Annotated in this window: 16 protein-coding genes; 8 read left to right on the top strand and 8 right to left on the bottom strand. The window is 42.1% G+C overall.

What is annotated here, in order from left to right; all coding sequences use genetic code 11:
- Nucleotides 1–264 precede the first annotated feature (264 nt).
- The 6 genes from scyF to scyA all read right to left on the bottom strand — a co-directional run bounded on the left by scyF (nucleotide 265) and on the right by scyA (nucleotide 8832).
- Complete coding sequence (gene scyF / locus CDG76_RS10300; RefSeq protein ID WP_094348945.1) at nucleotides 265–1443, bottom strand: scytonemin biosynthesis PEP-CTERM protein ScyF; 1179 nt, start codon at nucleotides 1441–1443, stop codon at nucleotides 265–267.
- 171 nt (nucleotides 1444–1614) lie between these two features.
- Nucleotides 1615–2988 (bottom strand): ScyD/ScyE family protein, encoded by a 1374-nt coding sequence (locus tag CDG76_RS10295; protein ID WP_094348944.1) that lies wholly within the window; start codon nucleotides 2986–2988, stop codon nucleotides 1615–1617.
- 158 nt (nucleotides 2989–3146) lie between these two features.
- Complete coding sequence (locus CDG76_RS10290; protein WP_094348943.1) at nucleotides 3147–4403, bottom strand: ScyD/ScyE family protein; 1257 nt, start codon at nucleotides 4401–4403, stop codon at nucleotides 3147–3149.
- Nucleotides 4404–4491: 88 nt separating this feature from the next.
- Complete coding sequence (gene scyC / locus CDG76_RS10285; protein WP_094348942.1) at nucleotides 4492–5460, bottom strand: scytonemin biosynthesis cyclase/decarboxylase ScyC; 969 nt, start codon at nucleotides 5458–5460, stop codon at nucleotides 4492–4494.
- A 25-nt stretch (nucleotides 5461–5485) separates the two neighbouring features.
- Nucleotides 5486–6547, bottom strand: a complete 1062-nt coding sequence (gene scyB / locus CDG76_RS10280) for a tryptophan dehydrogenase ScyB (protein WP_094348941.1) — start codon at nucleotides 6545–6547, stop codon at nucleotides 5486–5488.
- A gap of 407 nt (nucleotides 6548–6954) precedes the next feature.
- Nucleotides 6955–8832, bottom strand: coding sequence for a scytonemin biosynthesis protein ScyA (scyA, locus tag CDG76_RS10270; protein WP_094348939.1), 1878 nt, complete (start codon nucleotides 8830–8832; stop codon nucleotides 6955–6957).
- Between the two features lie 1656 nt (nucleotides 8833–10488).
- On the opposite strand from scyA, the gene CDG76_RS10265 reads away from it, so the two are divergent.
- Nucleotides 10489–12468, top strand: coding sequence for a scytonemin biosynthesis sensor histidine kinase (locus CDG76_RS10265; RefSeq protein ID WP_094348938.1), 1980 nt, complete (start codon nucleotides 10489–10491; stop codon nucleotides 12466–12468).
- Nucleotides 12469–12608: 140 nt separating this feature from the next.
- Nucleotides 12609–13481, top strand: coding sequence for a response regulator transcription factor (locus CDG76_RS10260; RefSeq protein ID WP_190240814.1), 873 nt, complete (start codon nucleotides 12609–12611; stop codon nucleotides 13479–13481).
- Between the two features lie 208 nt (nucleotides 13482–13689).
- On the opposite strand, the gene CDG76_RS10255 is transcribed toward CDG76_RS10260, so the two are convergent.
- Nucleotides 13690–14970 (bottom strand): AAA family ATPase, encoded by a 1281-nt coding sequence (locus CDG76_RS10255; protein WP_223265198.1) that lies wholly within the window; start codon nucleotides 14968–14970, stop codon nucleotides 13690–13692.
- Nucleotides 14971–15907: 937 nt separating this feature from the next.
- Between CDG76_RS10255 and CDG76_RS10250 the strand changes: the two genes are divergently transcribed.
- The 6 genes from CDG76_RS10250 (at nucleotide 15908) to CDG76_RS10225 (ending at nucleotide 23028) form a co-directional block, all read left to right on the top strand.
- On the top strand, nucleotides 15908–16696 hold the full coding sequence (locus CDG76_RS10250; protein ID WP_190240813.1) for a GDSL-type esterase/lipase family protein: 789 nt from the start codon (nucleotides 15908–15910) through the stop codon (nucleotides 16694–16696).
- 171 nt (nucleotides 16697–16867) lie between these two features.
- Entirely contained in the window at nucleotides 16868–17302 is a 435-nt protein-coding gene (locus tag CDG76_RS10245; RefSeq protein WP_094348935.1) for a hypothetical protein, read from the top strand.
- Nucleotides 17303–17832: 530 nt separating this feature from the next.
- Nucleotides 17833–19119: a cation:proton antiporter gene (locus CDG76_RS10240; RefSeq protein WP_094348934.1), complete on the top strand. Its 1287-nt coding sequence runs from the start codon at nucleotides 17833–17835 to the stop codon at nucleotides 19117–19119.
- 270 nt (nucleotides 19120–19389) lie between these two features.
- The gene (locus CDG76_RS10235; protein WP_094348933.1) at nucleotides 19390–21579 is read left to right on the top strand and encodes a cation:proton antiporter; all 2190 of its coding nucleotides are present in this window, start codon (nucleotides 19390–19392) and stop codon (nucleotides 21577–21579) included.
- 4 nt (nucleotides 21580–21583) lie between these two features.
- Nucleotides 21584–22066 carry a hypothetical protein gene (locus tag CDG76_RS10230; RefSeq protein WP_094348932.1) on the top strand — a complete coding sequence of 161 codons (483 nt, stop codon included), beginning with the start codon at nucleotides 21584–21586 and terminating at the stop codon, nucleotides 22064–22066.
- Between the two features lie 131 nt (nucleotides 22067–22197).
- Nucleotides 22198–23028 carry an AMIN domain-containing protein gene (locus tag CDG76_RS10225; protein WP_094348931.1) on the top strand — a complete coding sequence of 277 codons (831 nt, stop codon included), beginning with the start codon at nucleotides 22198–22200 and terminating at the stop codon, nucleotides 23026–23028.
- A 262-nt stretch (nucleotides 23029–23290) separates the two neighbouring features.
- Here the strand turns inward: CDG76_RS10225 and CDG76_RS10220 are convergent, their stop codons facing one another.
- A complete protein-coding gene (locus tag CDG76_RS10220) occupies nucleotides 23291–25210 on the bottom strand; it encodes a transketolase C-terminal domain-containing protein (protein WP_094348930.1) in 1920 nt (639 codons plus the stop codon).
- Nucleotides 25211–25282: the final 72 nt, after the last annotated feature.

Below are 25282 nucleotides of genomic sequence, written 5' to 3'. Positions count from 1 at the left end.
AAAAACTTTGGTAGTGGCGTGTCAAGACTAAATTTGTGCATTAGCAAACTCTTGTGGGATGGGCTTCTAGCCCGTCCTAATTGGCGGGCAAGATGCCCGCCCCACAAGAAAATTTATTGCAACATTTTAGCCTTGACACGCCAGTAGAGTGTGTTACCGCGAAGCCTAATGCACCGAATTTATTGAGATGGTACATTATGCCCTTGGCTAACGCACTCTACAAAACTGTTACTTAAGCATCAGAACTCAGCACTGTTTTTGCAGTTATTTCTCTAAACTGAAGACTGGCTTTTGTTGCCCGCGTTTCCGCAATGTAACGGTAGCAGCTCCAAGGGCAAGCAATCCTAAACCCAATCCTGAGCTAGGTTCCGGCACTTGCCTTCTGCCTTCTACGTTTAACACTTGGACGCGACCTTGGAAGAAATCGCCCACATAAAGCTTGCCATCTTTGAGGCTTGTGCCACCCGTCCAGTTAAATCTGCCTGGTGTGAGGTCGAGGGGATTGCCAAAAGGGGGGTCAGTTAATCCTGGAGGTGGGACTAGGTTGCCTGATGCATCTAGGGCTGGTTTACCGTAGGAAGTCAAGAACTTACCGTTTTTATCAAATACCTGAACGCGGCTGTTGATAGAATCAGCTACATAAACATTCTCTTGGTCGTCCACTTCGATGCCAATTGGCTGAAGAAGCTGTCCAGGGCCGCTACCTGCTGAACCAAATGTGTACAGAGGTTTACCATTTGGATCGAGTACCTGAACGCGATTGTTATACTGGTCAGCTACAAAGATATTTCCACTAACTGGGGAAATTCTTGTACCTGCTACACCTTGGAATTCTCCAAGTGCAGTGCCGGTGGTGCCACCAATGACACCAATTTGCTTTCCGTCTGATGTGAATTTAAGGATTCTTTCGCCGTTAAAATCACCAACGTAAACGTTGCCAGTTTTGTCAAATGTTACGCCAGATGGTCCAAAGAAAAACCTACCTGGTATGAGAGGGGTAAATTCTCCATTGGCAAAGGATCTAATAAACTTACCCTGAGAATCAAATTGATTGATGCGGTTGTTGTAAACATCACCTGCATACAAATCCCCTGTTACGGGATTAAAGTCTACAGTTGTTGGCTCGTCAAACTGTCCGGGTCCTGTGCCGCCGGAGCCAATTGCTCCAATATACTGACCGCTTGGACTAAATTTTTCAATTTTGTCACCGAGGTTGTAGTTAGGAGTACCATCCGGGTTAACACCGCGTCCGTTAGATATAAGGGTATTCCCTTGGCTATCTACCGCTATACCTTGGGGAACAAATAGTTGTCCAGGGCCGAAGCCAGGACTGCCGATACTTCTGTCGTAAGTTAATGTTACAGCTTTGGCTTGGGCTGCTGTTGCCAAGACCATCAATCCAGTACCGAGAATGCCAATTGACAAATTTTTGACTAATCCCATGAGTTTTAAGTCCTGGTTGTATAAGGTATACTCTTTCCTAGACTAATTTTGTTCCCCGTCCTAGTTTGGGAACCTTGAAATTTGGGCTGCTGCCTCTTATTGGAAATGCAACTTTCTCTGTGAGGCAGCAGCCTATTCTGTAAGCTTTACCTGGTGTCAGGTAAAGAGGGATTAGACAGTCTCTGCTTCGGTTAGCAATTCACCCAACTTTTCTTGGCGTTTGCGCTTGGCGAAAGCAGCAGTTGCGCCTACACTAGCAAGTGCTAGTAAGCCGACTACTGAACCAGGTTCGGGGACTTTTTCAACAACGACACCATCCACCCGAACAACCTCGCCTAGTCTTGGGCCGACACCGCGATTGGTAATATAAATCTTGCCGTCAGGGCCAATATCAATTCCATCAGCCGAATCAAGCCCTTGACCTGCTGCAACAAGCGTTGTACGAGTGCCGTCAGGAGCAACTTGGATGAGAGATCCGGGTAGATTTGTGATATCACCTCCTAACTGGGAGGTGTCGCTGAACTGTAAAACCAGCAAATCACCTTTCTCATCAAAGGTTAGGTCGGTGATGTGCGTAAACCCGTCCAGAAAAACTTCTGGTTTGAGATCATCGCCAATACGGAAAATTCGTGATTTACCTTCTGGATAAGGAAAACCCGTATATTCACCAACGTATAAAGCTCCATCGGGGCCAATTGCGCCACCTGTGGGTACTGATTGAATCGCTATTTTTCCTCCTGGAAGCTCCTCTAATAGCCCAGGAGGTAATTGTAATCCTGGTGGTAAATCTGACTTACTAATGGTATTTTTTGGAATTGCGATCGCGTCGGACTTACTTCCGTCAAGCTTGATTTTGTAAGCAGTGTTCCCGCCCCCATCAACCACATAAGCATTATCGCCACTAATAGCCAGGTCATAGGGATTGGTAACTACATCCCCTTTGTCTGGATTTTTGGTGATTTCATTCTTGGCAAAGTCAAAAATACTATTGAGAGATCCGGTGTTCAAGTCAACTTGGTACAGTTGTGCTAGAAGCGGCGTATTCAAAACTTTATCGGGTGTTGATGGCGGGAAAGTAGCAAGTTGCTGTGGTGGGAGTGGGGATTGCGAACCAAGGTTAAGTGTTGCTAGATCGCGGTTTCCTGGATAACCAGCAAACCCAGTTAGCAGATAAGCATTCCCTTTAGAGTCGAATTGTATGTCTTGAATACCAGCGCCTTGGTTGCCACTAGGTTGTTCTGCTAGAGACTGAAAGTTATTAAGTAGACGCTGTTTTGTGCCGTTTGGTGAAACTTTCACCAGTGAACCAGTGTTACCAGCACAGATAGGCTGAAACAACGTACTCGGAGATGGTTGACAATTTCCGTTACCGCCGATACCTGGCTCTGCTACGTAGAGACTGCCGTCAGGGCCAAAGCTAGCACCCCGTGCATTACTGATTCCATCAACAACTGTCGTTAGCGTTGCAGCTTGTGCAGATGGTGTTCCACAAATAGCAGCAAAACAAAATGTAAGAGATGTAAGAGCAAATGACTTGAGTTTCATACCTTTGGAGATTGAGAGTTAAATAATTTGTTTGTGGAAACTTTTATGGTTTTAAAGACAACGAATCCTAGTCTTTAAAAAACGCAGGGCAAATAATGCCTTTATTGAGAGGCAGTGATATTGGTTTGAAACTCTTTATTTGAGCGCCACGACTCTATTTATGGGAGGTTTGGTAGCTCTCTCTTTTTGTGCAACCAACCAATGCCCAAGGCAGCGATCGCTAATACACCTAAAGCAGAATCAGGTTCAGGAATAGACTTGGTATTTTCAATTCTGAGAACTTGTCCTTGACCAGGGCGATCGCCTCGGTTGGTAACGTATACTGCACCATCAGCACCGATAGTCAGGGCGCTAGGTGACTCTAAGCCATTGCCACTCAGCAGAGTTGTGCGTGTCCCATCGGCAGCTATTTTGATGACAGAACCATCAAAATCACCCTTCCAAGCTGACTGATTGGCGTACTGCAAAGCATACAAATTGCCCGCAGGATCGAATTGCAAGTCTGTGAGTTGGGTAAAACCATCGGCGAAGACTGATGTACCATCAGCACCGACTCGATAGATTTTTGCCCCACCTTCTGGGAAAGGAAAACCAGTAAATTGGCTGATGTAATAAGCACCATCAGGCCCTTTTGCCACACCTGAAGGTACTGGTTGAGCTGCAAACTGCGATCGCACCACTTCCCCTTGAGATGGAACCTGTGCCGGTTCATTGGATGGGGTATCAGAAGGTGGAAAGACTGGATTCGTCAAGATATCTTCGGGGAAGCTAGTAATAGCTTGCAGATTACTGCCACCAGTATTCACACTGAGTAAGTCGTTTGCACCCGCATCAGCTGCAACTAACTTATTGCCATCAATGACAAAGCCCAAAGGATTGCTACCGACATCACCACCATCGGGATTATTGGCGAGTTCATAGTTTGCTAAATCAGCAACACTCGTCCAGGAATTGGTCTTAAAGTCGGGAGCAATGATTTTACCGAGGTCCGTGTCACCTAAATTGCGATCGCGAAAGGCTGGATTTGCCCCATACCCAATCAGAACATAAGGTTTACCTGTAGCATCAAATTGGATATCACGAGGGCCACCGGCTCCAGTCCCATCTGGTAATGCTATGGAAGAAAGTCCTGTAAGTATGCGTTCGGTTTTACCATTCTCAATTTTGGTAACTGCCCCACTTGTGCCATAGCATAAAGAGTCACCTTGACCACTTGCTGGTGGAACACAACCGCCACTTCCCCCGATTCCCGCCTCTGTAACATAGAGACTACCATCAGGACTAAAACTCAGACCACCGGCATTATATAGACCGTCGGCGATTACTGAAAAGGATGCAGCTGAGGCAGCTTTCATTCCTGAAAAAGCGGCAACACAAAAGGTGAGGAAAGTAATAGTAAGTTGTTTCTGTTTCATGTGTTGCAATACAGGTAATCTTGAGGAATTGAGGGGGAATTTTAAACGCAGAGGGGCGCAAAGGGAAGCGCAGAGGAGCGCTAAGGTTTTAGTTGGTAACTAGAGGTTCTTGAATTTTTGGTAGATAGCTCATTCCTCGGTCAAATGATTTGAGGTTGCCAGCTTTGGCTTCGAGTAAACGTTTGATGTTCATGCTCTCAGCGCCATAGTCTTCAATCTGAAGTTTGCCGTGGGTTACAGTTCCATCTGTTTTCCAGAATGTAATTCGATGCAGAATGAAACCAGAAGCTTCGGGATCGGCGAAAGAGTATGCGGTTGGGATCAGTAACGCTACAGAACGCTGATAATATTCGTAATCTGGATAAAAATGTTCTTGTTCAAGCAAGTAGTATTTACTCAAAGAATGAACTCGCACAGAAACTTTTACTTTTTGGTCATATTCATCTTTGAATTCACCTGATTCAGCAGTGATATCACCATTTGGTCGTAGCAAATGCGCCCACTCATCTACATTTTTTAAGTCTTTTAAGTATTCAATGCCGATTTCAATTGGGGCATCAACATAAATGGTGTCTGTATCGATAAAGTGGCTTCCTTTGGCTGCTGAGGTCAGACCAGCTTTGCGTTCCAAATTACCTTTGAGAGAACGACATTCAGAAGTGTGTACTGTATGAATTCCCTGCATAATCATCTGAGTCTGCCGTTTGGGATCGACAAAGCTCAACCAGTGAAAATACACACCTTTTTCATCTGTTCCCGGCTCGATATAGTCTGTAGGAAACAGCAATACAGGGTAAACCTGAAAATATTTTTGATACTCTAATCCACAGTGCCACTCAATGCCGTAGAAAAGTGGATTTTCTAGTTTTTTAACATGATAATAGAGATTTTTGTGATAACCAGACGCAGTTCCCAGCCAGGTATCTTCGTCAATTTGTTCTTTCATCCGGCTATAAAGCGTCCATTCATCCAAGTTTTTTAAACTACAAAGGTAGTCAAAAGCGCTTTCTGGTGAAGTAGCAATATATGCTGATGTAGCAAAGGTATTTTTTTCCATTGTTCACTCCTGAAGATAATAATAATTAAGCTGCGATCGCTGTAGTTTTGCTTCGCTTACTATTGTTGATCCGGTCTTCTGCTAATCGTCTAGCAGCATCGTTAGTAGTAACTCCTTGCTCTTTCGCAATTTCAAAAATTGCTGATAGCGTGTCATAAATGTTATGCACTTGCTTGAAAGCTTTTTCTTCGTCATAACCAATCATTTCGTTGTAAACATTGATTAAACCTCCGGCATTAATTACATAATCTGGACTATAAAGAATCCCTTTTTTAGCAAGCATTTGACTATGTAGTTGCTCATTCTCTAATTGATTATTAGCTGCACCAGCAATAATCGAAGCTTGTAGAAAAGGAATTGTATGACTATTCAGAATTCCTCCTAAAGCACAAGGAGCGAATATATCTACGTCAAGTGAGTAAATTTCGGTTGGTTCTACAACAGTTGCGCCAAAAAGCCGTTTTACTTCTTCCGCTTTGACTGGATCTACATCACTAACAAAAAGCTGGACATCATGCTCATGTAAGTGCCGACAGAGATTTTTACCGACATTTCCTAAGCCTTGAACTGCAACTTTCATGCCATCAAGTCTTTTGCTCTGCCAACGAGATTCTACAGCGGCTTTAATTCCGAGAAAAACTCCTAGTGATGTTATGGGAGCAGGCCCGCCAGATTTTTCTGATACCCCAACAACATATTTCGTTTCTTGACTAATTGTCCGCACATCGTCAGGGGTAATATTGACATCTTGTCCGGTAATAAAACGCCCATTCAAGCTATCAACAAAACGTCCATAGGCTCTCAACAGATCATCTGTCTTATTTTCAGGATTAGCAATAATTACTGCTTTGCCTCCACCAGCCGGAATTTTGGCACAGGCAGCTTTATATGTCATCCCACGACTCAGACGAAGTGCATCTTTTAAAGCAGCTTCTTCGTTAATATAAGGCATGAGTCTTGTCGCTCCCATCGCTGGTCCCAAGCTGGTGTCATGGATGGCAATAATTGCCTTAATTTCGGGATTTTTACCATGACAAAACAGAACTTGTTCGTGACCCATTTCTCTAACAGTTTCAAATAGCAGCATCTTGATCTCTCGATATTGTTTGGGATTGCTTAGAGAAAGTAATGAACATTACAAAATGTAAAGATACAAACACAAAATCACGCTTGAAGATTAAGATTGGATGAAGTAAGAGAGACTTTTGTGTTCAAAAAAACATTTAAAATTCCAGTTCGGTGAGTGTAGTTATTAGCTGGAATAAGAGAATGAGTAAACGAACCGCAAAGGGCGCAGAGAACGCAAAGGTAAGAAAGCTGTAAAGGATTTTTGCATTGGGATGCTGTGTCTTACTCTCTTCCTTTGCGTCCTTCTCTAACGAGAGGCTGCGCGTAGCTTGCTTCCCCGAAGGGGTATGCGGTTCGTTAAAAAAATCTTCGAGCCGGAATAGAGTAATGTCTAGAAAAATCTCATTCGATTCCCAGGTTGTAAAATCAAACCATTGGAAATGAAACTTGCTTGACTCCATTTTTAGCGGCACTTGATTTAACTCCTTGTGCTGCCAAACTCTTATTACGTCCACCAGAAGGTGCTGGGCGATCGGCGTCAATCACTACATCAATGAGAAAGGGAACGGTTGATGCGATCGCTTGTTCTAATGCGGCTTCAATATCCGACTCTCTGACGACGACGATCGCTTCTGCTCCCATCCCACGAGCAATCATGGCAAAGTTCGTCGGTGGAAGTGTTGCATCTGCGCCCTTTAACCCCAAGATTTTCATCCCTTGATGGCACATGTTGTAACGCGCATCGTTAAGTACAATCCAGATTGCCGGAATTTTGTATTTCACGGCTGTACTGATTTCGTTATTCATCAGCATTGCTCCATCGCCGACAATACCCACAGCCTTACTATTGTTCGCTAACGCTGCACCCAACACTCCGGTGACAGCGTGACCCATTGCTCCGACTCCGGTGCTGACTCGGTAACGATTGGCTTCGGCAAATTGCAGTAAATGAGTTGACCAAGTAAAGGAGTTACCACACTCTGCCATCACTACAGCATCGCTACCCTCAACAACGATCTTTTGAATTGCTGCCATCAATACTTCTGGACGTACTGGATAATCTACGTCTGATGCCGGTTCAATTGCTTTGTGTTCTGGACGAGGTAGCGGCATTGTGGAATCAGGAGCATCCGGCAATTGCTGCAACAACTCTTTCACAAAAGCTTTGATGTCAGACCGAACTCCGAAAGTTTCAACGTGGGGATAGGCTACACCTGGAACTTCCGGGTCAATATCTACATGGACAAAACCTCCTTTTGGAACTAGCGCCGAACTCCAGAAGGAAGTCGGTTCGCCAAGACGGGTTCCTAATACGAGTGTGCGTAGTGGAGGCTGTTCTTCCATATAAGTTAAGACGGAAGCATGACCGCCTAAACCTGTGACACCCACAAACTGGGGATGATCTTCAGGGAAAATACCTTTACCACGGGGTGAGCAGATAACGGCAGCTCCAGTTTTTTCAGCGAGTTCAAGGATTTCGGCTGCTGCATCACGCGCACCGAAACCAACCCAGATAGCAAAGGGGCCAGATGATAATAACTCTACAGATTTAGCGATCGCTTCTTTGGAAGCAGTCATCGGAAAGGGAGTAACATCTAGTTGAGGTAAGGCTATATCCTCAACTAAACTTGTCTGCACAGCGGTGGGAATGCTCAAATGGGCGACAAATCCGCCTGGTTGCGCCATAGCCAAAGCCAATTTACGAAAAATCTGCGGTAGTTGAGCCGCAGATTCAATCGTGATTGCATAGTTGAATAACGCTCCTGGAGTAAAAATCCCTCCACTTGGCAATGTATAAGTACTGGTTTCTTGAATTGCCCAACGTCCACGCTGCGGTGCTGAAGTGCAAGCCGACAGTAAAATTACCTTTGCACCTTCACCACGAGCCGCAAATAATCCGGTGAGGGCGTTGGTGATCCCCGGCCCTGCTGTAGTAAAAACTACAGTGGGGCGATTATTAGCAAAGTAAGCTTCGGTGGCTGCAAATGCGGCTCCAGCTTCATGGCGGAAGTTCAACACCTCTATACTGCTATTGGATAGCGCACCCCAAAGGCTGGCCATTGCACCACCAGCGACACCAAATGCGTAGCTTACTCCCAAATTTTCCAACATTTGAGCGATCGCATCGGCAACTGAGAGCGTTGGAGCGATTTCATCGTTTAAAAAAGGCTGAATGCCCCCATTCTTCTCTAATTCATCAAGCTGACGGGAGTCAGACACAGATTCTACATATCTGTTCTCTGGAAGTTCCTTGTATGGCTCAGTGGTGATGAGAGGATTTGAACCAGTATAGTTTTGACTCATTGGTTTCACGTAATTTCAGAAAGTTACATAAAGGTTTTTTAGTTTACAATCACAGCGCTAGAAATATTTAATACAAACAACTCTGTTGTTTCTCACAGCTATGATCTAGCTTGGTCAAGAGTAGAAATGGCTGATCGCTGCTGATTGATGCTTGTGAGCGCAGTTACCAAAAAATTTTTACCGAAAGCATACAACAGTTGAGGCTGTGCTTCTTGTCACCACAATAAAGGAGATGAAGACTGTCGTGCAATCAAAAATCTTTTGATGGAGATGTCAAATTTTTCGCTTCTAGGGTGGTGACTACAGTATTTAAGTAGATTAGCGGGGAAAAACTAAATGGTGTAAAGATATATAAACTAGCAATTAACCCGAAGTTAAGCGTGTCTCAGAATCTTTAGAAAACTTCATATAGCTAGCTTTAATAGCACCGATCTAATTAATAAACCCCTGGTGAGGTTCTTATCCACCACAATGAAAACCTAATTTACAATGAAAAATCTTTTGGTGTAGGTGTCAATTCTTTCGCTTTTTTGGTGATTGTGATATTTGCAACTTAGTCACCGGAAAGATTGATATTCTGCGATTGCACAAATGGTACACTAATCAATTTACAATAGGAAATCTTTTGATGTAGGTGTCAATTCTTTCGCTTTAGAACTTACACAATTTTTTATCCGAATTTAAGTATGAGGAGATTTAGCGGTCTTTATATTGCCAGCAAAAACTTTTTGAGTCAATTATTTGTAACGATAAAGACATCATTTTTTAACTTTTTATAGTTCTTTTGAGGGATGACAAAGTATTCAGTATACAAGTAGCTTGAAGTGTGTTTTGTATACATAAACGATAAATATATACTTAGTATAAGAATGCAGCGTTTTTTGAGGATAAAACAAACACAATACTATACGTAAAAATATACGTATTATTTTAATACAAATGTACTTCTTGCGACGGATGACTAAGCATATTCTTCTATAGTTAAATCCCTGAGAGAGTAAGTTAAGATAAATTAAGAAAATGAGTTGATGAGTTGAAGTTTATTCATTTAAACCAGGTTCAGCACTGCAAATTCATTTATGTTGAAAATCAAACGACTCTACACAAGTGGTTCGCCAAAGTCCTTGGAAGGGAAAATGTTAAAGGATAAAAATTTTTATACTTTAACCTTTCCCCAGTGGAAATGCAGGAATTTTAGGTTGATGAACTCTTGTAGAGACGTAGCAATACTACGTCTCTACAAGAGTTATTGATAACGCATAATTAATTTGTGGAGATGTCTATGAATTAGTTCTGGTGCAGAACGAGTTTAAATTTAAAATATCTTTTCTACTTATAGGTTAAGAGTTTTGAACTCTTATCTAATAAGGTTGATTGGCTAATCTAGATTTGATTTGCCTAAATCTTGTGCTGCTAGAAAAAGCTGTTTAGGTCAAGAATAATTTTTGAAAATATTTAGTTTTTTAGGAATATTTGATTCAATAATTTACATTTTATTGGTATGATAAGTTTTGTTAAGGCAATTAGTAATATTTTAATATCCTAACTAATTTTATTTTTTCACAGCCGAACAGTACACCAAAGATTTTAGTAAGTTATGACTATTAACTCATTAATGGGAATGGTGCTGATTGATTACCAAGAGGAAGTATGAATATGAATTCTGGCGAATATACACTAGCTAGATCGAACAATCAATGGGCACTACAACCAGAAATAGAGATGAAGTTTGCTCACTTTCTAATAAATCACGCTGTAGATGCTGCGTTCTGTTTAGGAGCAAACGCGCAGTTTCTTTACGTTAACGATGCCACTTGTCTGATGACTGAGTATTCCCGTGAGGAATTACTTTCTATGAGGCTGCATGATATAGATGTAGATTTTTCGCGGCATAATTGGTCAGATATTAGCTCACAGGGTTCCTTTACCTTTAAATCTCGCTATCGAACAAAAGGAGGTCGGATATTTCTGGTAGAAATATCCATGAACTATGTAAAACATCAAGATATGGAATTTGGCTGTGCCTTTGCTCGTGAGAAAACTGATGAAATAGTAGAATTGAGCGTGCAAAAATGGACTGATGGATTAAGAGATGCCAAAGATAATTTGCAACAAGAATTTTCTCAACTCAAGTCCAAAGAAGTAGAACTAGAAACATCTCTTTCTTTACTTCGTTCTACTCTTGAGTCTACTGCCATTGGTATTGTTGCAGTTAACTTTGAGGGAGATATTCTAAGCTTGAATCAGAAATTTGTGGATATGTGGCAGATCCCAGAATCCCTAATATTATCTAAAAAATGTCCTCGATGCAAAGCATTTTTTGAGAACCAACTTAAAGATCCACAAGCCTTTAGTCGGCTGATTTGGGAAGTATCTAGCCAATCTGATTTCGAGAGCTACGATATTCTGGAGTTGAAAGATGGAAGAGTTTTTGCACATTACTCTAAACCTCAGTTGCTTGAGGGTAAAATTATTGGGAGAGTGTGGAGTATTTGGGACATTACTGAATCGAAACAGACTGAAGAAGCATTACGTCTGAACGCAACTAGATTTCGGACTTTAGCAGAAACCACAGATGCCGGCACTTTTCTGATTCAAGGTACGCGGCTTTGCTATGTAAATCCGGCAGTAGAACAACTCACTGGCTATACAAAAGAGGAACTACTAACAGGTTTTGATCTTCGCCGACTGATTAAGAGCAAAAAACGCAGGCAAATACGTAACCCGGATGAAGCGGCTAACTTTGAATATCAGGAGATGAATATTTTAACAAAAAACGGCACGGAGCGCTGGCTAGCCTGTGCAGTTGCCAAGCTTGATGGAGGGCTGGATTTTGGGGGAAACCCAGTCGAACTGATTGCAGGTATCGATATTACCGATTACAAATATGCAGAATTAGGTCTTAACCAAGCTTTAGAACAAGCCAAACAACTTAGCGAACTTAGAGCGCGTTTTCTTGCTATGGTTTGCCATCAATTCCGAACCCCACTGAATATTGTTTCATTTTCTAATAGTTTACTTAAAGAAGAAGTAGACAAACGTACACAAAAGAAAATCCAGCCATTACTCGATCACATTCAAAAAGCTACTGAACAACTGAGTCTAATGTTGGATGATATTTTGTTCTTCTCTAAAGCAGAATCAGCAAAATTAAATTTTGAACCAAAACCGATTGAGTTAGTTCAATTTTGTCAGGATTTAGTTGCACAAATGCAGATGAATCTTAACCAGAATCCCATCAATTTTGTAAGTCAAGATAACTCTCTAACAGCCTATATAGATAAAAAACTGTTAGAGCCTATTTTGAAAAATTTACTTGATAACGCGATTAAGTATTCTCTCTCAAATCAGGCAATTAATTTAGAACTATCTTGCCGAAATGAAAAATTAATTTTCCAAGTAAAAGATAGAGGGATCGGTATTTCAGTAGTAGATCAACAACGAATATTTGAGCCATTTTACCGTGGTAGTAATATCGATCATATACCTGGTACTGGACTAGGACTATCGATTCTTAAAACCCTTGTAGATTTACATCATGGTCAAGTTTCTGTAGAAAGTGAAGTTGATGTTGGCACTACATTTACTGTAATACTGCCATTAATCAAATCAGAGTTGACCTGTTCCGAGTTATGAGTGTTGAAATGAAGATAGTTGTTAATTAAAAATTTAACAATCATAACTCTCGGAACGAGTTAATTAATTTCATTGCTATTTAGATACTCACCAAAGAGTCTAGTAAGTACCTTCTTTCACATTTATAGTAATAGAAAATCATGTACGAATCATCAAAGAAAATTCTCGTTATTGAAGATGATAGCGTTACCCGCAATCTCTATTTAAAGGGTCTTGAGGCTAAAGGTTTTGATATGATAGGCGCTCAAAACGGTCGTGTTGGTATCCAACAAGCACAAAAGGATGTACCCGACTTAGTGATTTGCGATATTACAATGCCCGATATGGATGGTTATAGCGTTTTAAATACCCTACGCCAAGATCCTCTGACAGCAATTATTCCTTTCATTTTTCTGACTGGCAGTAGTACTAAAGCAGATGTTCGCAAAGCTATGGAATTGGGAGCAGATGATTATCTTACCAAACCTTCGACACTAGAGGAATTGCTCAGAGCGATCGCTACTCGCTTGGAAAAGCAAGCTAATCTCCAGTACTGGTGTGCGATGAAATTCGAGAAAGCTCCAAAATCATCAGCATTTACAGATAATACTACAGCGATCGCTGTCGGTGTTGCCATCGCCTCTGAGAAAGAAGTCAACATTCGTCCTAAGTCAATCTTTCCCTGTATTCCGCAATTAAAAGAAGTTTTCGATTTTATTGAAGCCCATTATCATCAAGGAATTACTTTGTGTGATGTGGCTGTTGCTGTTGGTTACTCATCGGCTTACTTAACTAACCGAGTAAAGGAGACAAGTGGAGAGACTGTAAACTGCTGGATTGTCAAACGCCGGATGGCGGAAGCTTGTTTTTTACTCCAAAATAATAATGAGACAGTCGAGAAGATAGCGAAAGCATTGGGCTATCAGGATGTGTCTCATTTCTCCCGCCAGTTTCGCCAACATCACGGTTTACCTCCCCAAGCTTGGCGCAAAGAGCATCAGCTTGTATCGCAAAAACAGGTGAAACTGTGGTGAAAGTAGATTTGGCAGAACGAAGCGAGCAGGAGGAAAAAAGTATTAATAAAAACTTTATTTGTGAGTATAGAACTGCATTAGTATAAAAAGATTTGTGTTGAGCGGAAAGTGCTACGTGCTCCAATCCCACCCTTAAAAGCGTGGGTTCCTCCTGCCCCCTGCCTCCTGCCTCCTGCCNATCAACTTCAAATCCGCTGTCAGTCCTCATCTATAGACGGATAACCAGTGTCGGTACATCAATCGCTAAAAGTAAACACTCACTTACCAATTGGTTTGTCAAAAAAGTTGACACAAATAGTTGTGTAAACTCATATATTAAATCCACCCTACCTTTACGTAACATGGCTGGATCTAATCTTTCAGTAGTGTTACAAGTCATCAAGATAACTAACCGTTGCTGCATCTGAATACCAGAGTCATCAATTACACTCTGATACAAAGTGCCATCCAGCAAACTCAGAATGTGTTCGGTTTTGTTATTGTATTGCGCTACCTCCGAAGCACGATTTTGCGCTAGATTATCAGCTTCGTTAATAACGATACAAATACGCTCTATGTAAGTCGGGGGGACAAAATTAGCGATCGCATCATGATCTAAAATAAAAATTACATACCCTAAAGGTACAAGAATTTCTTTTGCTACTGCCTGTGTCCAGACTGTTTTACCAGTACCTGGTTGTCCATGTACAACAACCGCTAACTGGTTTTGATTGAGAATCGCTTGCTGTACAGAATCAGTAAAGTTTTGGATATCTGCGGGAAATGTCCGAATCTTAAATTGACTATGAACTTTGCCTACACGACTTTGATATCCACTCAGCATCACTGCTAAGTCGTAAGTTGCCTTGTTAATTAGTGGCGCGAGATTTTTTGCCATTAAACTATATTCTCGTCGTCCGCGATCGTAGGGTTCAATTTGCAACCAAATGTCATACTTCGACCAGTAAGCGTAAACAGTATTAATAACGTCTAAGCGTTCCCAGCTAACAAATTTATCTATAGGAAAGTAAAAATCTCTTTCTGAGTAATACTGGGTAATAATATCAGGATTACCCAACACGCCTAAAACTCGCAGTACAGTAATTTCTTGCAGTCGATTAAGAACATAATCAATAGGAATACTACTACGACTGACAAATTGGACGATGGGCGTTTCCGTACTCAAAACATCTTTGTAGCGATGATCTGGTGATTGAGGATCTGGCGTGATGTAATTCCAAAACTTTTCAACTTCGTAGCGGGTATTATCAGATACAACACTTAATAAATTAGCCCACCAAGCATAATTATTTCGTCCTAAAACATCAGCAACATTACTCGCTAGATTCAAACTCTTTTGACTTAATTCGCGGGAGTCACTGTACAACAGTTGCCATAAAAATTCCCAGTCTAACTCTCGATTAAACGGTCGCCAACCGCAAGCAATTAAGCTTTGCCGAGTATTATTTGTAGGAGTGCCTTCGTTGCTTCTAAAATAGTCAAAAACCATATTTATCGGTTATGCAGCGTTAATTAAGTTATTTTGTGTTAAGTAGGAAGTTTTGAAAATTTTTTCTCGTAATATCAACTAATTGCATACAAATGGTAATTTTATTTCCACTGTAGTGGTGAAGAAGTCTTTTTAATCTAACTCATTACCTTTGTAATATACTGTATTACATAACAACTACTTGTGTCAACTTTTTTGACAAACCAATTGGTAAGTGAGTGTTTACTTTTAGCGATTGATGTACCGACACTGGTTATCCGTCTATAGATGAGGACTGACAGCGGATTTGAAGTTGATGAAGTACACAAGCTAGTCTCAAAGCCAGGTACAAAGCTTGTTTTACTTCTGTTAGCGCAGCGGGGCGCATTGGTGTCAACTTAAGCCGAAAACTATATCGGACAGGCATTTTGCAAATCCTTGACGCCCTCATCCCCTAACCCCTTCTCCCTTGGGAGAAGGGGAATTGAATGTCTAGCTCCCCTCTCACGGATGGGAGAGGGGCTGGGGGTGAGGGCAAAACGTTGTCACCAAGTGGGTTTAGCGTTAAGTTGACACCTATGAGCGGAGTGTAAGCCCATTCTGAATTCTGACTCCTGAATTCTGCTGTATATCATGTCCGTGGAATTGCCCAGCAGAATTCCTGATATCCCCAAAATAAAATTTTTGCCCATTTGAATTTATGACACAAGGGCGAAATTTTGAGGTAATCTCCCTCTTTTCTCTTCCTCAGCGTCCTCAGCGCCTCTGCGGTTCGATTCTCATGCTGATTGTTAAATTGCGTAGGCGTAGCCCATCGTACAGAGACTCAACTGCGGCAATATTAACCTTACAACTATATCAACAAGTAAAAACTCCATAGATGCTTGAACACTAAAGATAGCCATCTATGGTATAGAAATGTATAGAATCTTGTAAAGATATAAAATATAGTTGTTAAATGCACACATTTCTCGCTTCTTCCTCAATGCAGCTGTCTGTACCACCAAATCACTTTCAGCCTATGAAGATTGTCGCACTGGGGGACAGCTTAATTTATGGATTCGGCGACCCGGAAAAAGGAGGCTGGATTGAGCAACTACGGCGATGGTGGATGTTGCCGGATAGTGCCGGTCATATTCTTTATAATTTAGGGGTAAGAGGCGATCGCACGCAACAAGTAGCCCAAAGACTGGAAGTTGAATTTCGCCACCGGGGCGAACTCCGAAATCGTGTTCCTGATTTGATTATTTTATCCGTAGGCGTGAATGACTCAGCCCGGTTGGCGCGTCCCGATGGTAAAAGTTACACAGATTTTACATTGTTTGAAAAGGAAATTGCGTCTCTGCTAGATTTAGCACAGCAACTTTGTCCTGTGTTATTCGTGGGCATGGTGCCAGTGGATGAAGCCAAGATGCCGTTTTTAGATTGTTTTTACTATAATCATGCCGACCAGTACCGCTACAAAGAAGCAACTCGAATTGCTTGCAGCAAACGGCAGATTCCCTATTTGGATATTTTTGAGCAATGGATGGAACGCGGTGAAAGTTGGCGACTCAAACGCTTGAGTCAAGATGGACTCCATCCCAATACGCTAGGTTATCAAGCTTTGTTAGAAGATGTAATCAATTGGGATGCCATACCTTCTCTACGTTCGCGCAGCGTGTCGCAGACAGACGCTACGCGAACAATGGACTTTGCCAATGCAGCTTACCATTCTAAATTTGATTATCACCTAAAACCATCCTAATAATATAGATGTGTTGGTGCTTTGGGGCTAGCCGATATTCTCGTATTTGCCATCCTCGCAAAAAGCACCACAATCTTTCTGCATTTTTAATAAAGCGATTCAAAATCTATTTATAAAAACTCTAATTTCTCTATATTATTCATTACTCCTAACTCAGCACTCAGCACTCCTATGACACCAACCTTATTTGGTCGCTGGCAAACACGATTATTATTACTGGCAACTGTCGGCGTACTCGTATCTTTGCCATTTGCAATAGGTTGGATTGGCCCTGGTGCTAACTCGGTTTATTTTTGGATACTTGGTTATGTCGCCATTTTTGGCTTAGGTTGGGATGTACTTTATGACTATCTACAAAAATCCCGTTGGGATAGAGATTGGCCCGCAGCTTATCAACTCTTAGCTGGTATATGGGAATTAATATTTATATTTTGTGGAGTTAAGCTATTTGGCTTCTTGCCAATACCTTTACCGAAGGAAGAACTTTCACCAGGAGCTTTTTTATTGCACTATAGCATCGTGTGGCTAGCAGTTTTTATTAGTTCCCAAAGCCTGATGCGAATTATCTTCCCTCGTTGGCGTTTCCGGGGTGGGGAGTGGTTGTAACACCTGAAATCATTAGACCTCTTGCAAAAGTCCCTTAACACCCCACCCCCAACCCCTCCCCGCCTGCGGGGAGGTGAGAATTTGACGTAAGTCAAATGCGGGGTGGGGTTCTTTTTTTGATTTATGAAAGAAGTCTATTAAAACTAATTTAATCAAAAATTATAGCAATTTTCAGGTAATTCAACCGTAAGGTAGGGACGCACAAATGTACGTCCCTACAGTTGATTGTGCCTCAAATAGATAAAAAAGGCTATAAATCGCAAATTAACAAATCATAAAAAATTATATATGGCGGTTTTAGTTTGGATGCAATATGTTGTATTGACGTACAGTTGTGTGCGTTCTTAAGAATAAGATGATTTTGGAAACAAAGCAACGCATTGCTTGTTGTATCTCATCAAATTGCAAACAGCTATCTTATGTTTATAAAATTGGCATTTGTGCTGATGTAGTCATATATGAGTAAAACAGGACAAACTTTAGAGTCTGGAGAGATTCTTCAATGCAGAGACGTAAATTAAGGAAGTGCAATGTCAAATTTTGATCTAGTTATTCAGCTATTTCTGCAACTCACAGTTATTTTAGCTACTTGTCGCATTGTCACGATTATAGGACGCCGCTATCTTGGTCAAACCGATGTTGTTTGCGAAATGATCGCAGGTGTAATGCTAGGGCCATCACTTTTAGGATTGATTGCACCAGATTTTCAGCAATGGTTGTTTCCTAAGCTTCCCATCATCACTGCTGTCGGACTCAAGATACCCAATCCATCGATGTCGATTTTATATGCTATTAGCCAGATTGGGTTGGCAATTTATATGTTTTTGATTGGTTTAGAGTTTAATACCAAACTCTTAAAACATCATATCAAAAGTGCAAGTTTGCTATCTGCGGCTGGGATTATCACTCCTTTTATTTTAGGAGCGATCGCATCTTTTTGGTTTTATCACAATGGCGATTTCTTTCAACCAAAAGTCATGCCTTGGTCAGCCGCTTTGTATCTGGGTGCGTCGATGACTATTACAGCTTTTCCAATGTTAGCTCGTATTCTTTACGAACGCGGTCTTGCACAAACTCGCTTCGGTACTTTGGCTTTAGGTGCAGCATCAGTAGATGATGCAGTTGCTTGGTGTTTGCTAGCGATTGTGCTGGCTAGCGTGAAAAATTCTCTAAGCATAGCCATATTAGCAATTGGTGGTGGCATTTGCTATGTGCTATTTGCGATTTTTCTCGGACAACCTCTACTGAAAGCATTCACACGCATGACAAAACGCGAAGGTGTGAACAGACAAACCTTGACTTTAATGTTGATAATTTTGATGTTTTGTGCATGGTTTACTGATGTTACAGGTATCTATGCAATATTCGGTGCTTTTGTGTTAGGAGCAGTGACACCACGCGGAGAATTTGCCCAACAAATTCGCCAATATACGGAATTTTTAACTACTTCTTTTTTGTTACCAATATTTTTTGTTTTCTCTGGATTAAACACTCAAATTGGATTGGTAAACACACCTACTTTATGGGGAGTGACGCTATTAATTATTGCGATCGCAATTCTCGGTAAAGGTGTTGCTTGTATGTTGGCTGCAAAATTAGCGGGGGAAAATTGGCGCGAATCTGCAACTATCGGCGCTCTGATGAATGCTCGTGGTTTGATGGAGCTAATCATCCTAAATATTGGTCTGGAGCAAGGTATAATTACCCCAACTTTATTCACTATAATGGTGATTATGGCGGTCATTACTACTCTTATGGCATCACCACTGCTTGCCTTTTTATTGCACGGTACAAGCTATGAGAAATCTTCTACTTAAGCAAAATTAAATATTAGATTAATTAAGTATCTAGTACAATATCCAAGCTAGTTTTGAGGGTTTTTAGTAAGCGTTTTAGTGCTGAGAAAATTAACGACTAAAGTCCTTACTACGAACTTGCTTACCCATAACGACTGCAACTGCATCGTAACAATAATTAATATAACAAGGAAGCACAAATTACTATTGGTTGTATCTAACAAGCTTGACATTTTGCAGTATTTTAAAGAATTATCTTAGGGAAACCAGATAGTTAATTTTGAGGAAACCATGCACATAGTTATTCTCGTTCTGGTTGAGGTGCTGATTGTTATTGGGCTTTCACGGCTAGTAGGTCTAGCATTCCGTTCTATTAAGCAACCGCTAGTAATTGGTGAGATTGTCGCCGGAATTATGCTCGGCCCATCTTTATTTGGTTTAGTTGCTCCCCATCTAGCAGTTACCTTGTTTCCACCAGAAACTTTTCCTTTTCTGAATGTTTTGTCTCAGGTGGGACTAATATTTTTCATGTTTCTGATTGGGCTAGAACTAAATCCCAAATACCTCGGCGGACAATTAGAAGTAGCAGTTTTAACTTCTCATGTCAGCATTTTGGTGCCGTTCTCTCTAGGAACATTGCTAGCGGTGATACTTTATCCCCTAGTTTCTAATGCAAGTGTATCGTTCACCGCCTTTGCTTTATTTTTAGGGGCGGCGATGTCGATTACTGCCTTCCCAGTGTTGGCGCGAATCATTACTGAAAACAATTTACAAGGAACGCGTTTAGGAACGTTGGCGTTAACTTGTGCAGCAGTGGATGATGTCACAGCTTGGTGTCTGTTGGCAGTTGCGATCGCAGTTGCGCGAACTGGTGACTTTGCTGGTGCTATACCCACAATTATCGCCAGTATAGTTTACATCGGCTTGATGTTGACAGCAGGTCGTTGGTTCCTGCAACGCCTTGCCAAACACTACCTCCGTGCGGGGCGACTCAGCCAATTGCTGCTAGCTGGGATTTATATGGGTGTAGTTGCGTCGGCACTAATCACCGAACTAATTGGGATTCACTTAATTTTTGGAGCATTTTTGCTGGGAGCAGCCATGCCCAAAAATGAAGATTTAGTGCGGGAATTGGCAATAAAAACGGAAGATTTTGTCCTCATTTTCTTGCTGCCTATATTTTTTGCCTACAGTGGTTTAAAAACGCAGATTGGCTTGCTTAACCGTCCCGAATTGTGGCTTTTGTGTGCGTTGGTTTTAGCTGTAGCGATCGCAGGCAAATATGTTGGTACTTATGTAGCAGCGCGTGTTAGTGGCATTAGTAAACGGGAAGCCTCGGCACTTGGTTGGTTAATGAATACTCGCGGTTTAACCGAACTGATAGTGCTAAACATTGGTTTAGAGTTAGGGGTAATTTCCCCCTTAATATTTACCATGCTGGTAATTATGGCATTGGTAACTACCTTCATGACCTCGCCACTGCTGGAATGGACATATCCTAAAAAGCTGATCAGGTTAGATGTGGTGGAACCGGAGTTAGAAGCAGAAACAGCTACCAGCGCTACTGATGCCGAAACTTATATTCGTCCTTACCGAATTTTGGTGCCCGTGGCGAATCCGAGTACCCAAAAAGGCTTGTTACAGTTGGCAGCAAACATTGCCCTTAACTCCCGATATCCCGCTATTGTTAACCCTCTGAGCCTGATTGAATTTGAAGAAGATTATGCCTTTGAAAGTACGCCAGTTGAAGCAGACCGATTAATTGCCCAGCGCCGCCAGCAGCTAGAAGAATTGATTAATACTCTCGAACCAGTAGAAACACGCTCTCATGTACATCCCATCGTTCGCATATCTAGTAATGTTGCACGGGAAACCGCACAGATTGCCGCACTCAAACAAGTTGATTTAATTCTTGTAGGATGGCATCGCCCAGCTTTTAGTAGCAACCGCTTAGGTGGAAGAGTTGGTCAAATGCTCACTACTGCGCCAGTTGATGTTGCAGTGTTTGTGGATAGGGGAAGCGATCGCTTAGAAAGCTTGTTGGTGCCTTATTCGGCAAATATTCATGATGATTTGGCATTAACACTGGCTCTAAGACTGCTAATTAACCGTGAAACTTGTATATTACAGGTTTTACAGGTTGTAGCTGAAAATCACCTCAAGGATGAATTGAGTTACGAGTTAAATACGATGATGGAGCAATTACCGAGTAGTGTACGCGATCGCATCGAAATCAAAATTGTTCAAGCTCCAGATCCAATCCAAGCTGTAGTCGAAGCCTCAAAAAATGTAGACCTAACAATTGCAGGCACTAGCCGCACTTGGGGTATCCAGCGTCAAACCTTGGGAAGATATACAGATCAACTAGCCATTCAATGTTCTTCTTCCCTGCTGATCGCTCGCCGTTACAGTCAAGTCACCGCTCATCTGGCTTCCATGCTTCCTGATGTTAGCAGTCAAGAGCCAACACTTAGGAACTGAGAACATGAATCATTTCAACTTCAAATCTTTAGCTTTTTACGGAGTAGCAATAATTTCAGTGCTACTGTTGTTTAAAACTGTCAGTGCTTACGGAGAAAACAAACTCAAAGCTCCTCCGCCAGTTAACGGTCGCTATCGTCTAACCCTAGCGGAGAATTTGCCTAACTGTGAAAAATCGGATACTCTGACGTTAAACATTGAGCAGTCAGGTATTTACTTAAATGCCTCTGTATTACCGGCAAATGCTAACGCCGACACTGACGAAAAGCACTCTCTGGCAGGCATCTTCAGAAATCAACAATTAAATTTATCTGGAAAAGTTGGTAAATCAATCCTTTGTAATATTCCTCGCCCCCAAAACGATCCTCTGAACTCAGTCACAATTCAAATGCAACTTGTGGATAAAGGTAATATGACAGGTCAATTAACCATAAATGGTATTCCACAAACTCTGAAATTTACTGCTGTGCCTCAAAAAGCTAATTGAATTGGAGAGTGGGTAAAAACGCGATTTATCACGTTTGTAGAGACGCGATTCATCGCGTCTACAGGATTAAAAGCGCGAAGTAAACAGCAATGTCAGCGCATTGTATGGGTTTTATGGAGCAAATAAACAGAATGGATCAGGTACTAAAAACTAAGCAATATTACCAATGGGGCAAGCAGTTATTTAGCATCAGTATATTAAGTTTTTATGCAGCGATCGCTCTCGAAACTTTCACTACTGCTGCTACACCAGGGGCAAAGCTAAATAATTGGCGTTTTTCTCCCAAGACACAGCAACTCGAAATCACTCTCTCAGCAGCCACAACCCCTCGTTATTTCTACTTGGCCCAACCCTCTCGTTTGGTTGTAGATTTACCGAATACTAAGTTGGGCAAAGTTAGCACGCAACAAAATTATTCTGGAGCAATCAAAAGCATTCGCATTTCTCAACTAAACGCAAACGATACACGTATTGTCCTAGATTTAGCAGCAGGGACTGTTTTTAATCCCAAAAAGGTACAACTGCAACCCGTTTCTCGAAAAAACTCTACTCGCTGGGTATTACGTCCGGTTATTTCTGCTAAAACTACTGCCGTAAAATCAGGAAGTTCCCCTCCTTCAGCCAAGAAACAACCTCAAACACTTCAAAAGCCGCCTAGTAACTTACCCGTAATTACTAACCCACAATCCCCCTCACTCACAGCTCCGCCTCCATCCAATGAACTGCCCTCAACAATTACTACTAACTCAGGGCAACCTTTTGTCACCGTACCCCCTTTAAATCCAAATACATCCTCTCAACAACCTGCTTTGAGTCTTCCCCCTCCTTCTTTCCCAAATCAACCCGGCAATTTAAATAACATTCCTCCATTCGGGATGTCGGAATTTCCAGTTCCAACAATCCCCAACGATCCCGAACCCCAGGTAATCGAGTTTGGTCAACCTTTACCCAAAACTAAATAAAAAAAATTGGGAATTGGGCATGGGCATACGTGTCAACTTAACGCTAAACCCGCTTGGTGACAACGTTTTGCCCTCACCCCCAGCCCCTCTCCCAAGAGAGAGGGGAGCTAGACATTCAATTCCCCTTCTCCCTTGGGAGAAGGGGTTAGGGGATGAGGGCGTGAGGGATTTGCAAAACGCCTGTCCGATATAGTTTTCGGCTTAAGTTTACACCAATGAGGCATGGAAAATCGAACCAATACACCATGCCCTAATAAATGAATTACTTTCCTCCAATTAACTCCTTTACCTTGTTGATGATGCCGACTGGATCGATACCTTGATATGGGTACTGTTCCCACAAACCGCCGCAACCTTCTTTATAAGTTCCAAGATGGGCATATTTGGGAGTCAACCCCCGCTCTAGTAGCCAAGAGCCGAAACGACTACCTAAGCCAGTGCGACGGTTGAAGGGTTCTACTACAAGCACAAAAGGAGCATTACCAACTTTGGTAATCATTTCTTCATCAATGGTGTTTAAAGTTGTTTTGTTAATCAAACCAACGTCCAGTCCTTCTTGTTTCAGACGCTCTACAGCATCAACGGCACGGTAGAGAGCATCGCCAAAACTGATAATGTAGCCTTGCGTCCCTTCTCGTATAACCTCATCTTTACCAGGAACAAATTTGTAGCCACTTCCAAAGAAGTCATTGCCGTTGCTGTCCTGAATATTGGGCACTTTGGAACGGGTGGAGAAAATAAACCGCAGTCCAGGGTCAAAAAACACAGCTTCTACACAAGCTGTCATTTGATTATTATCTGCCGGGAAGTACAACTGTGTTGGGTAGCCATCATCCAAGCCATTGTCGGCAAACATATTATTTATACCAAAGTGGCAGCTGTTATCTGCCATGTCATCTATACCCGCATGGGAAAAATGACATAGAACATTGGAATAGTTCAGCCGTGCCATCGTGATTTCTGAGATACACATTTCTAAGAAGGCGCTGAAGGTGGCAAAAATACCTTGCTTGCCCTCGTCCATCCCGAATCCAGCCGCAGCAGAGAAGTTGCTCCGTTCCATGATGCCGGAGGAAATAAATATTTCTGGGTATGTTTCATGAATTTTCTTCAAACCGCAGGAGCCTTCTAGATCGCTATCAATGACCTTGACTTTTTCTTTACGCTCCGCCTCACTCATGCGACTGAGGACACCCACCACGGCTTCACCAAACACACTGCGGTTAGCGCCCCATTTGTCACTGGAACCCAGAAATGTATATGTTTGTTTCGGTTTCTCAATACTTTTAAGGTATTCGACAGCCGCAGTTTGTCCGCGAGATTCTAGATACTTAACTGCTAAATCTACAGAAATTACATCATGGCCATGAATGGAACCTTCTAAGCCTTCAATACCAGGACACATCGGGCGTTTATTAATCAGAGCGATCGCTCCGGGAGTATTTACAGCTTCGCAAATACGATGGTATAAATCGTCTAAGTCTTCGCCGTCTCCCTGAAGTACTTTCAACCCGTGCCCTTCTAAGGTTTTGGCGACACTAAAACCAGGTAAATATTTAGAAGGATGTCCGGCGATCGTTACATCATTATCATCAATGAGCAGCTTGACGTTGAGATGTTGAGCAACAGCCAAGCGAGCAGCTTCAGCATCGTTACCTTCTTGCTGCGAACCATCAGAACCGAGACAGAAAACAGCCTTGCCTGGATTCGCCATTGCCACACCATTGATGTAAGGCCAAATATGACCCAGGCGGCCAGAACTAAATTTCACACCAGGAGTTAGTTTTAGTTCTGGGTGTCCCGGTAAATTGGAATGTGCTTGTCGATAACGTAAAAGTTGCTCGGCAGGTAAATCACCATGCAATGTTGCCATCAGATATTGAGTGGCAACTCGATGTCCTGCTTCATCAAAGAAAATCGGTACAAATTGCTCCGATGCTCCCCGGAAAAAGGCATCGAGAATCATTACCTCTGGCACTGTATCATAAGGCCCCCCAGTATGACCCCCGACTCCGCTAGCAGCGCCAGTCGCGGTAAAAAAGACGATCGCATCCCGGCAAAGTTGAATATTCGCTTTGAGAGTCTCTCGCTGTTGGGCGGTGAGGCTGGAATTTGCGGGATTGAGCGCTAAAGGTTTGTAAGCACCGAGATCGATCGGAAATTGGGTATTAATAGTAGTCATGGTTTATTGATTGAATAAAAAACAATTTGAACAGATGGGAAGCGCGATCGCACTACAAAAAAAATTGTTAAA

The organism is Nostoc sp. 'Peltigera membranacea cyanobiont' 210A (genome assembly GCF_002246015.1).
Taxonomy (GTDB): domain Bacteria; phylum Cyanobacteriota; class Cyanobacteriia; order Cyanobacteriales; family Nostocaceae; genus Nostoc.
This window is presented reverse-complemented; position numbering and strand designations above follow the sequence as displayed.

Coding starts and splice junctions, on each gene's coding strand:
- scyF (WP_094348945.1), bottom strand. CDS start 1,443: ATGGGATTAGTCAAAAATTTGTCAATTGGCATTCTCGGTACTGGATTG.
- CDG76_RS10295 (WP_094348944.1), bottom strand. CDS start 2,988: ATGAAACTCAAGTCATTTGCTCTTACATCTCTTACATTTTGTTTTGCT.
- CDG76_RS10290 (WP_094348943.1), bottom strand. CDS start 4,403: ATGAAACAGAAACAACTTACTATTACTTTCCTCACCTTTTGTGTTGCC.
- scyC (WP_094348942.1), bottom strand. CDS start 5,460: ATGGAAAAAAATACCTTTGCTACATCAGCATATATTGCTACTTCACCA.
- scyB (WP_094348941.1), bottom strand. CDS start 6,547: ATGCTGCTATTTGAAACTGTTAGAGAAATGGGTCACGAACAAGTTCTG.
- scyA (WP_094348939.1), bottom strand. CDS start 8,832: ATGAGTCAAAACTATACTGGTTCAAATCCTCTCATCACCACTGAGCCA.
- CDG76_RS10265 (WP_094348938.1), top strand. CDS start 10,489: ATGAATTCTGGCGAATATACACTAGCTAGATCGAACAATCAATGGGCA.
- CDG76_RS10260 (WP_190240814.1), top strand. CDS start 12,609: ATGTACGAATCATCAAAGAAAATTCTCGTTATTGAAGATGATAGCGTT.
- CDG76_RS10255 (WP_223265198.1), bottom strand. CDS start 14,970: ATGGTTTTTGACTATTTTAGAAGCAACGAAGGCACTCCTACAAATAAT.
- CDG76_RS10250 (WP_190240813.1), top strand. CDS start 15,908: ATGCACACATTTCTCGCTTCTTCCTCAATGCAGCTGTCTGTACCACCA.
- CDG76_RS10245 (WP_094348935.1), top strand. CDS start 16,868: ATGACACCAACCTTATTTGGTCGCTGGCAAACACGATTATTATTACTG.
- CDG76_RS10240 (WP_094348934.1), top strand. CDS start 17,833: ATGTCAAATTTTGATCTAGTTATTCAGCTATTTCTGCAACTCACAGTT.
- CDG76_RS10235 (WP_094348933.1), top strand. CDS start 19,390: ATGCACATAGTTATTCTCGTTCTGGTTGAGGTGCTGATTGTTATTGGG.
- CDG76_RS10230 (WP_094348932.1), top strand. CDS start 21,584: ATGAATCATTTCAACTTCAAATCTTTAGCTTTTTACGGAGTAGCAATA.
- CDG76_RS10225 (WP_094348931.1), top strand. CDS start 22,198: ATGGATCAGGTACTAAAAACTAAGCAATATTACCAATGGGGCAAGCAG.
- CDG76_RS10220 (WP_094348930.1), bottom strand. CDS start 25,210: ATGACTACTATTAATACCCAATTTCCGATCGATCTCGGTGCTTACAAA.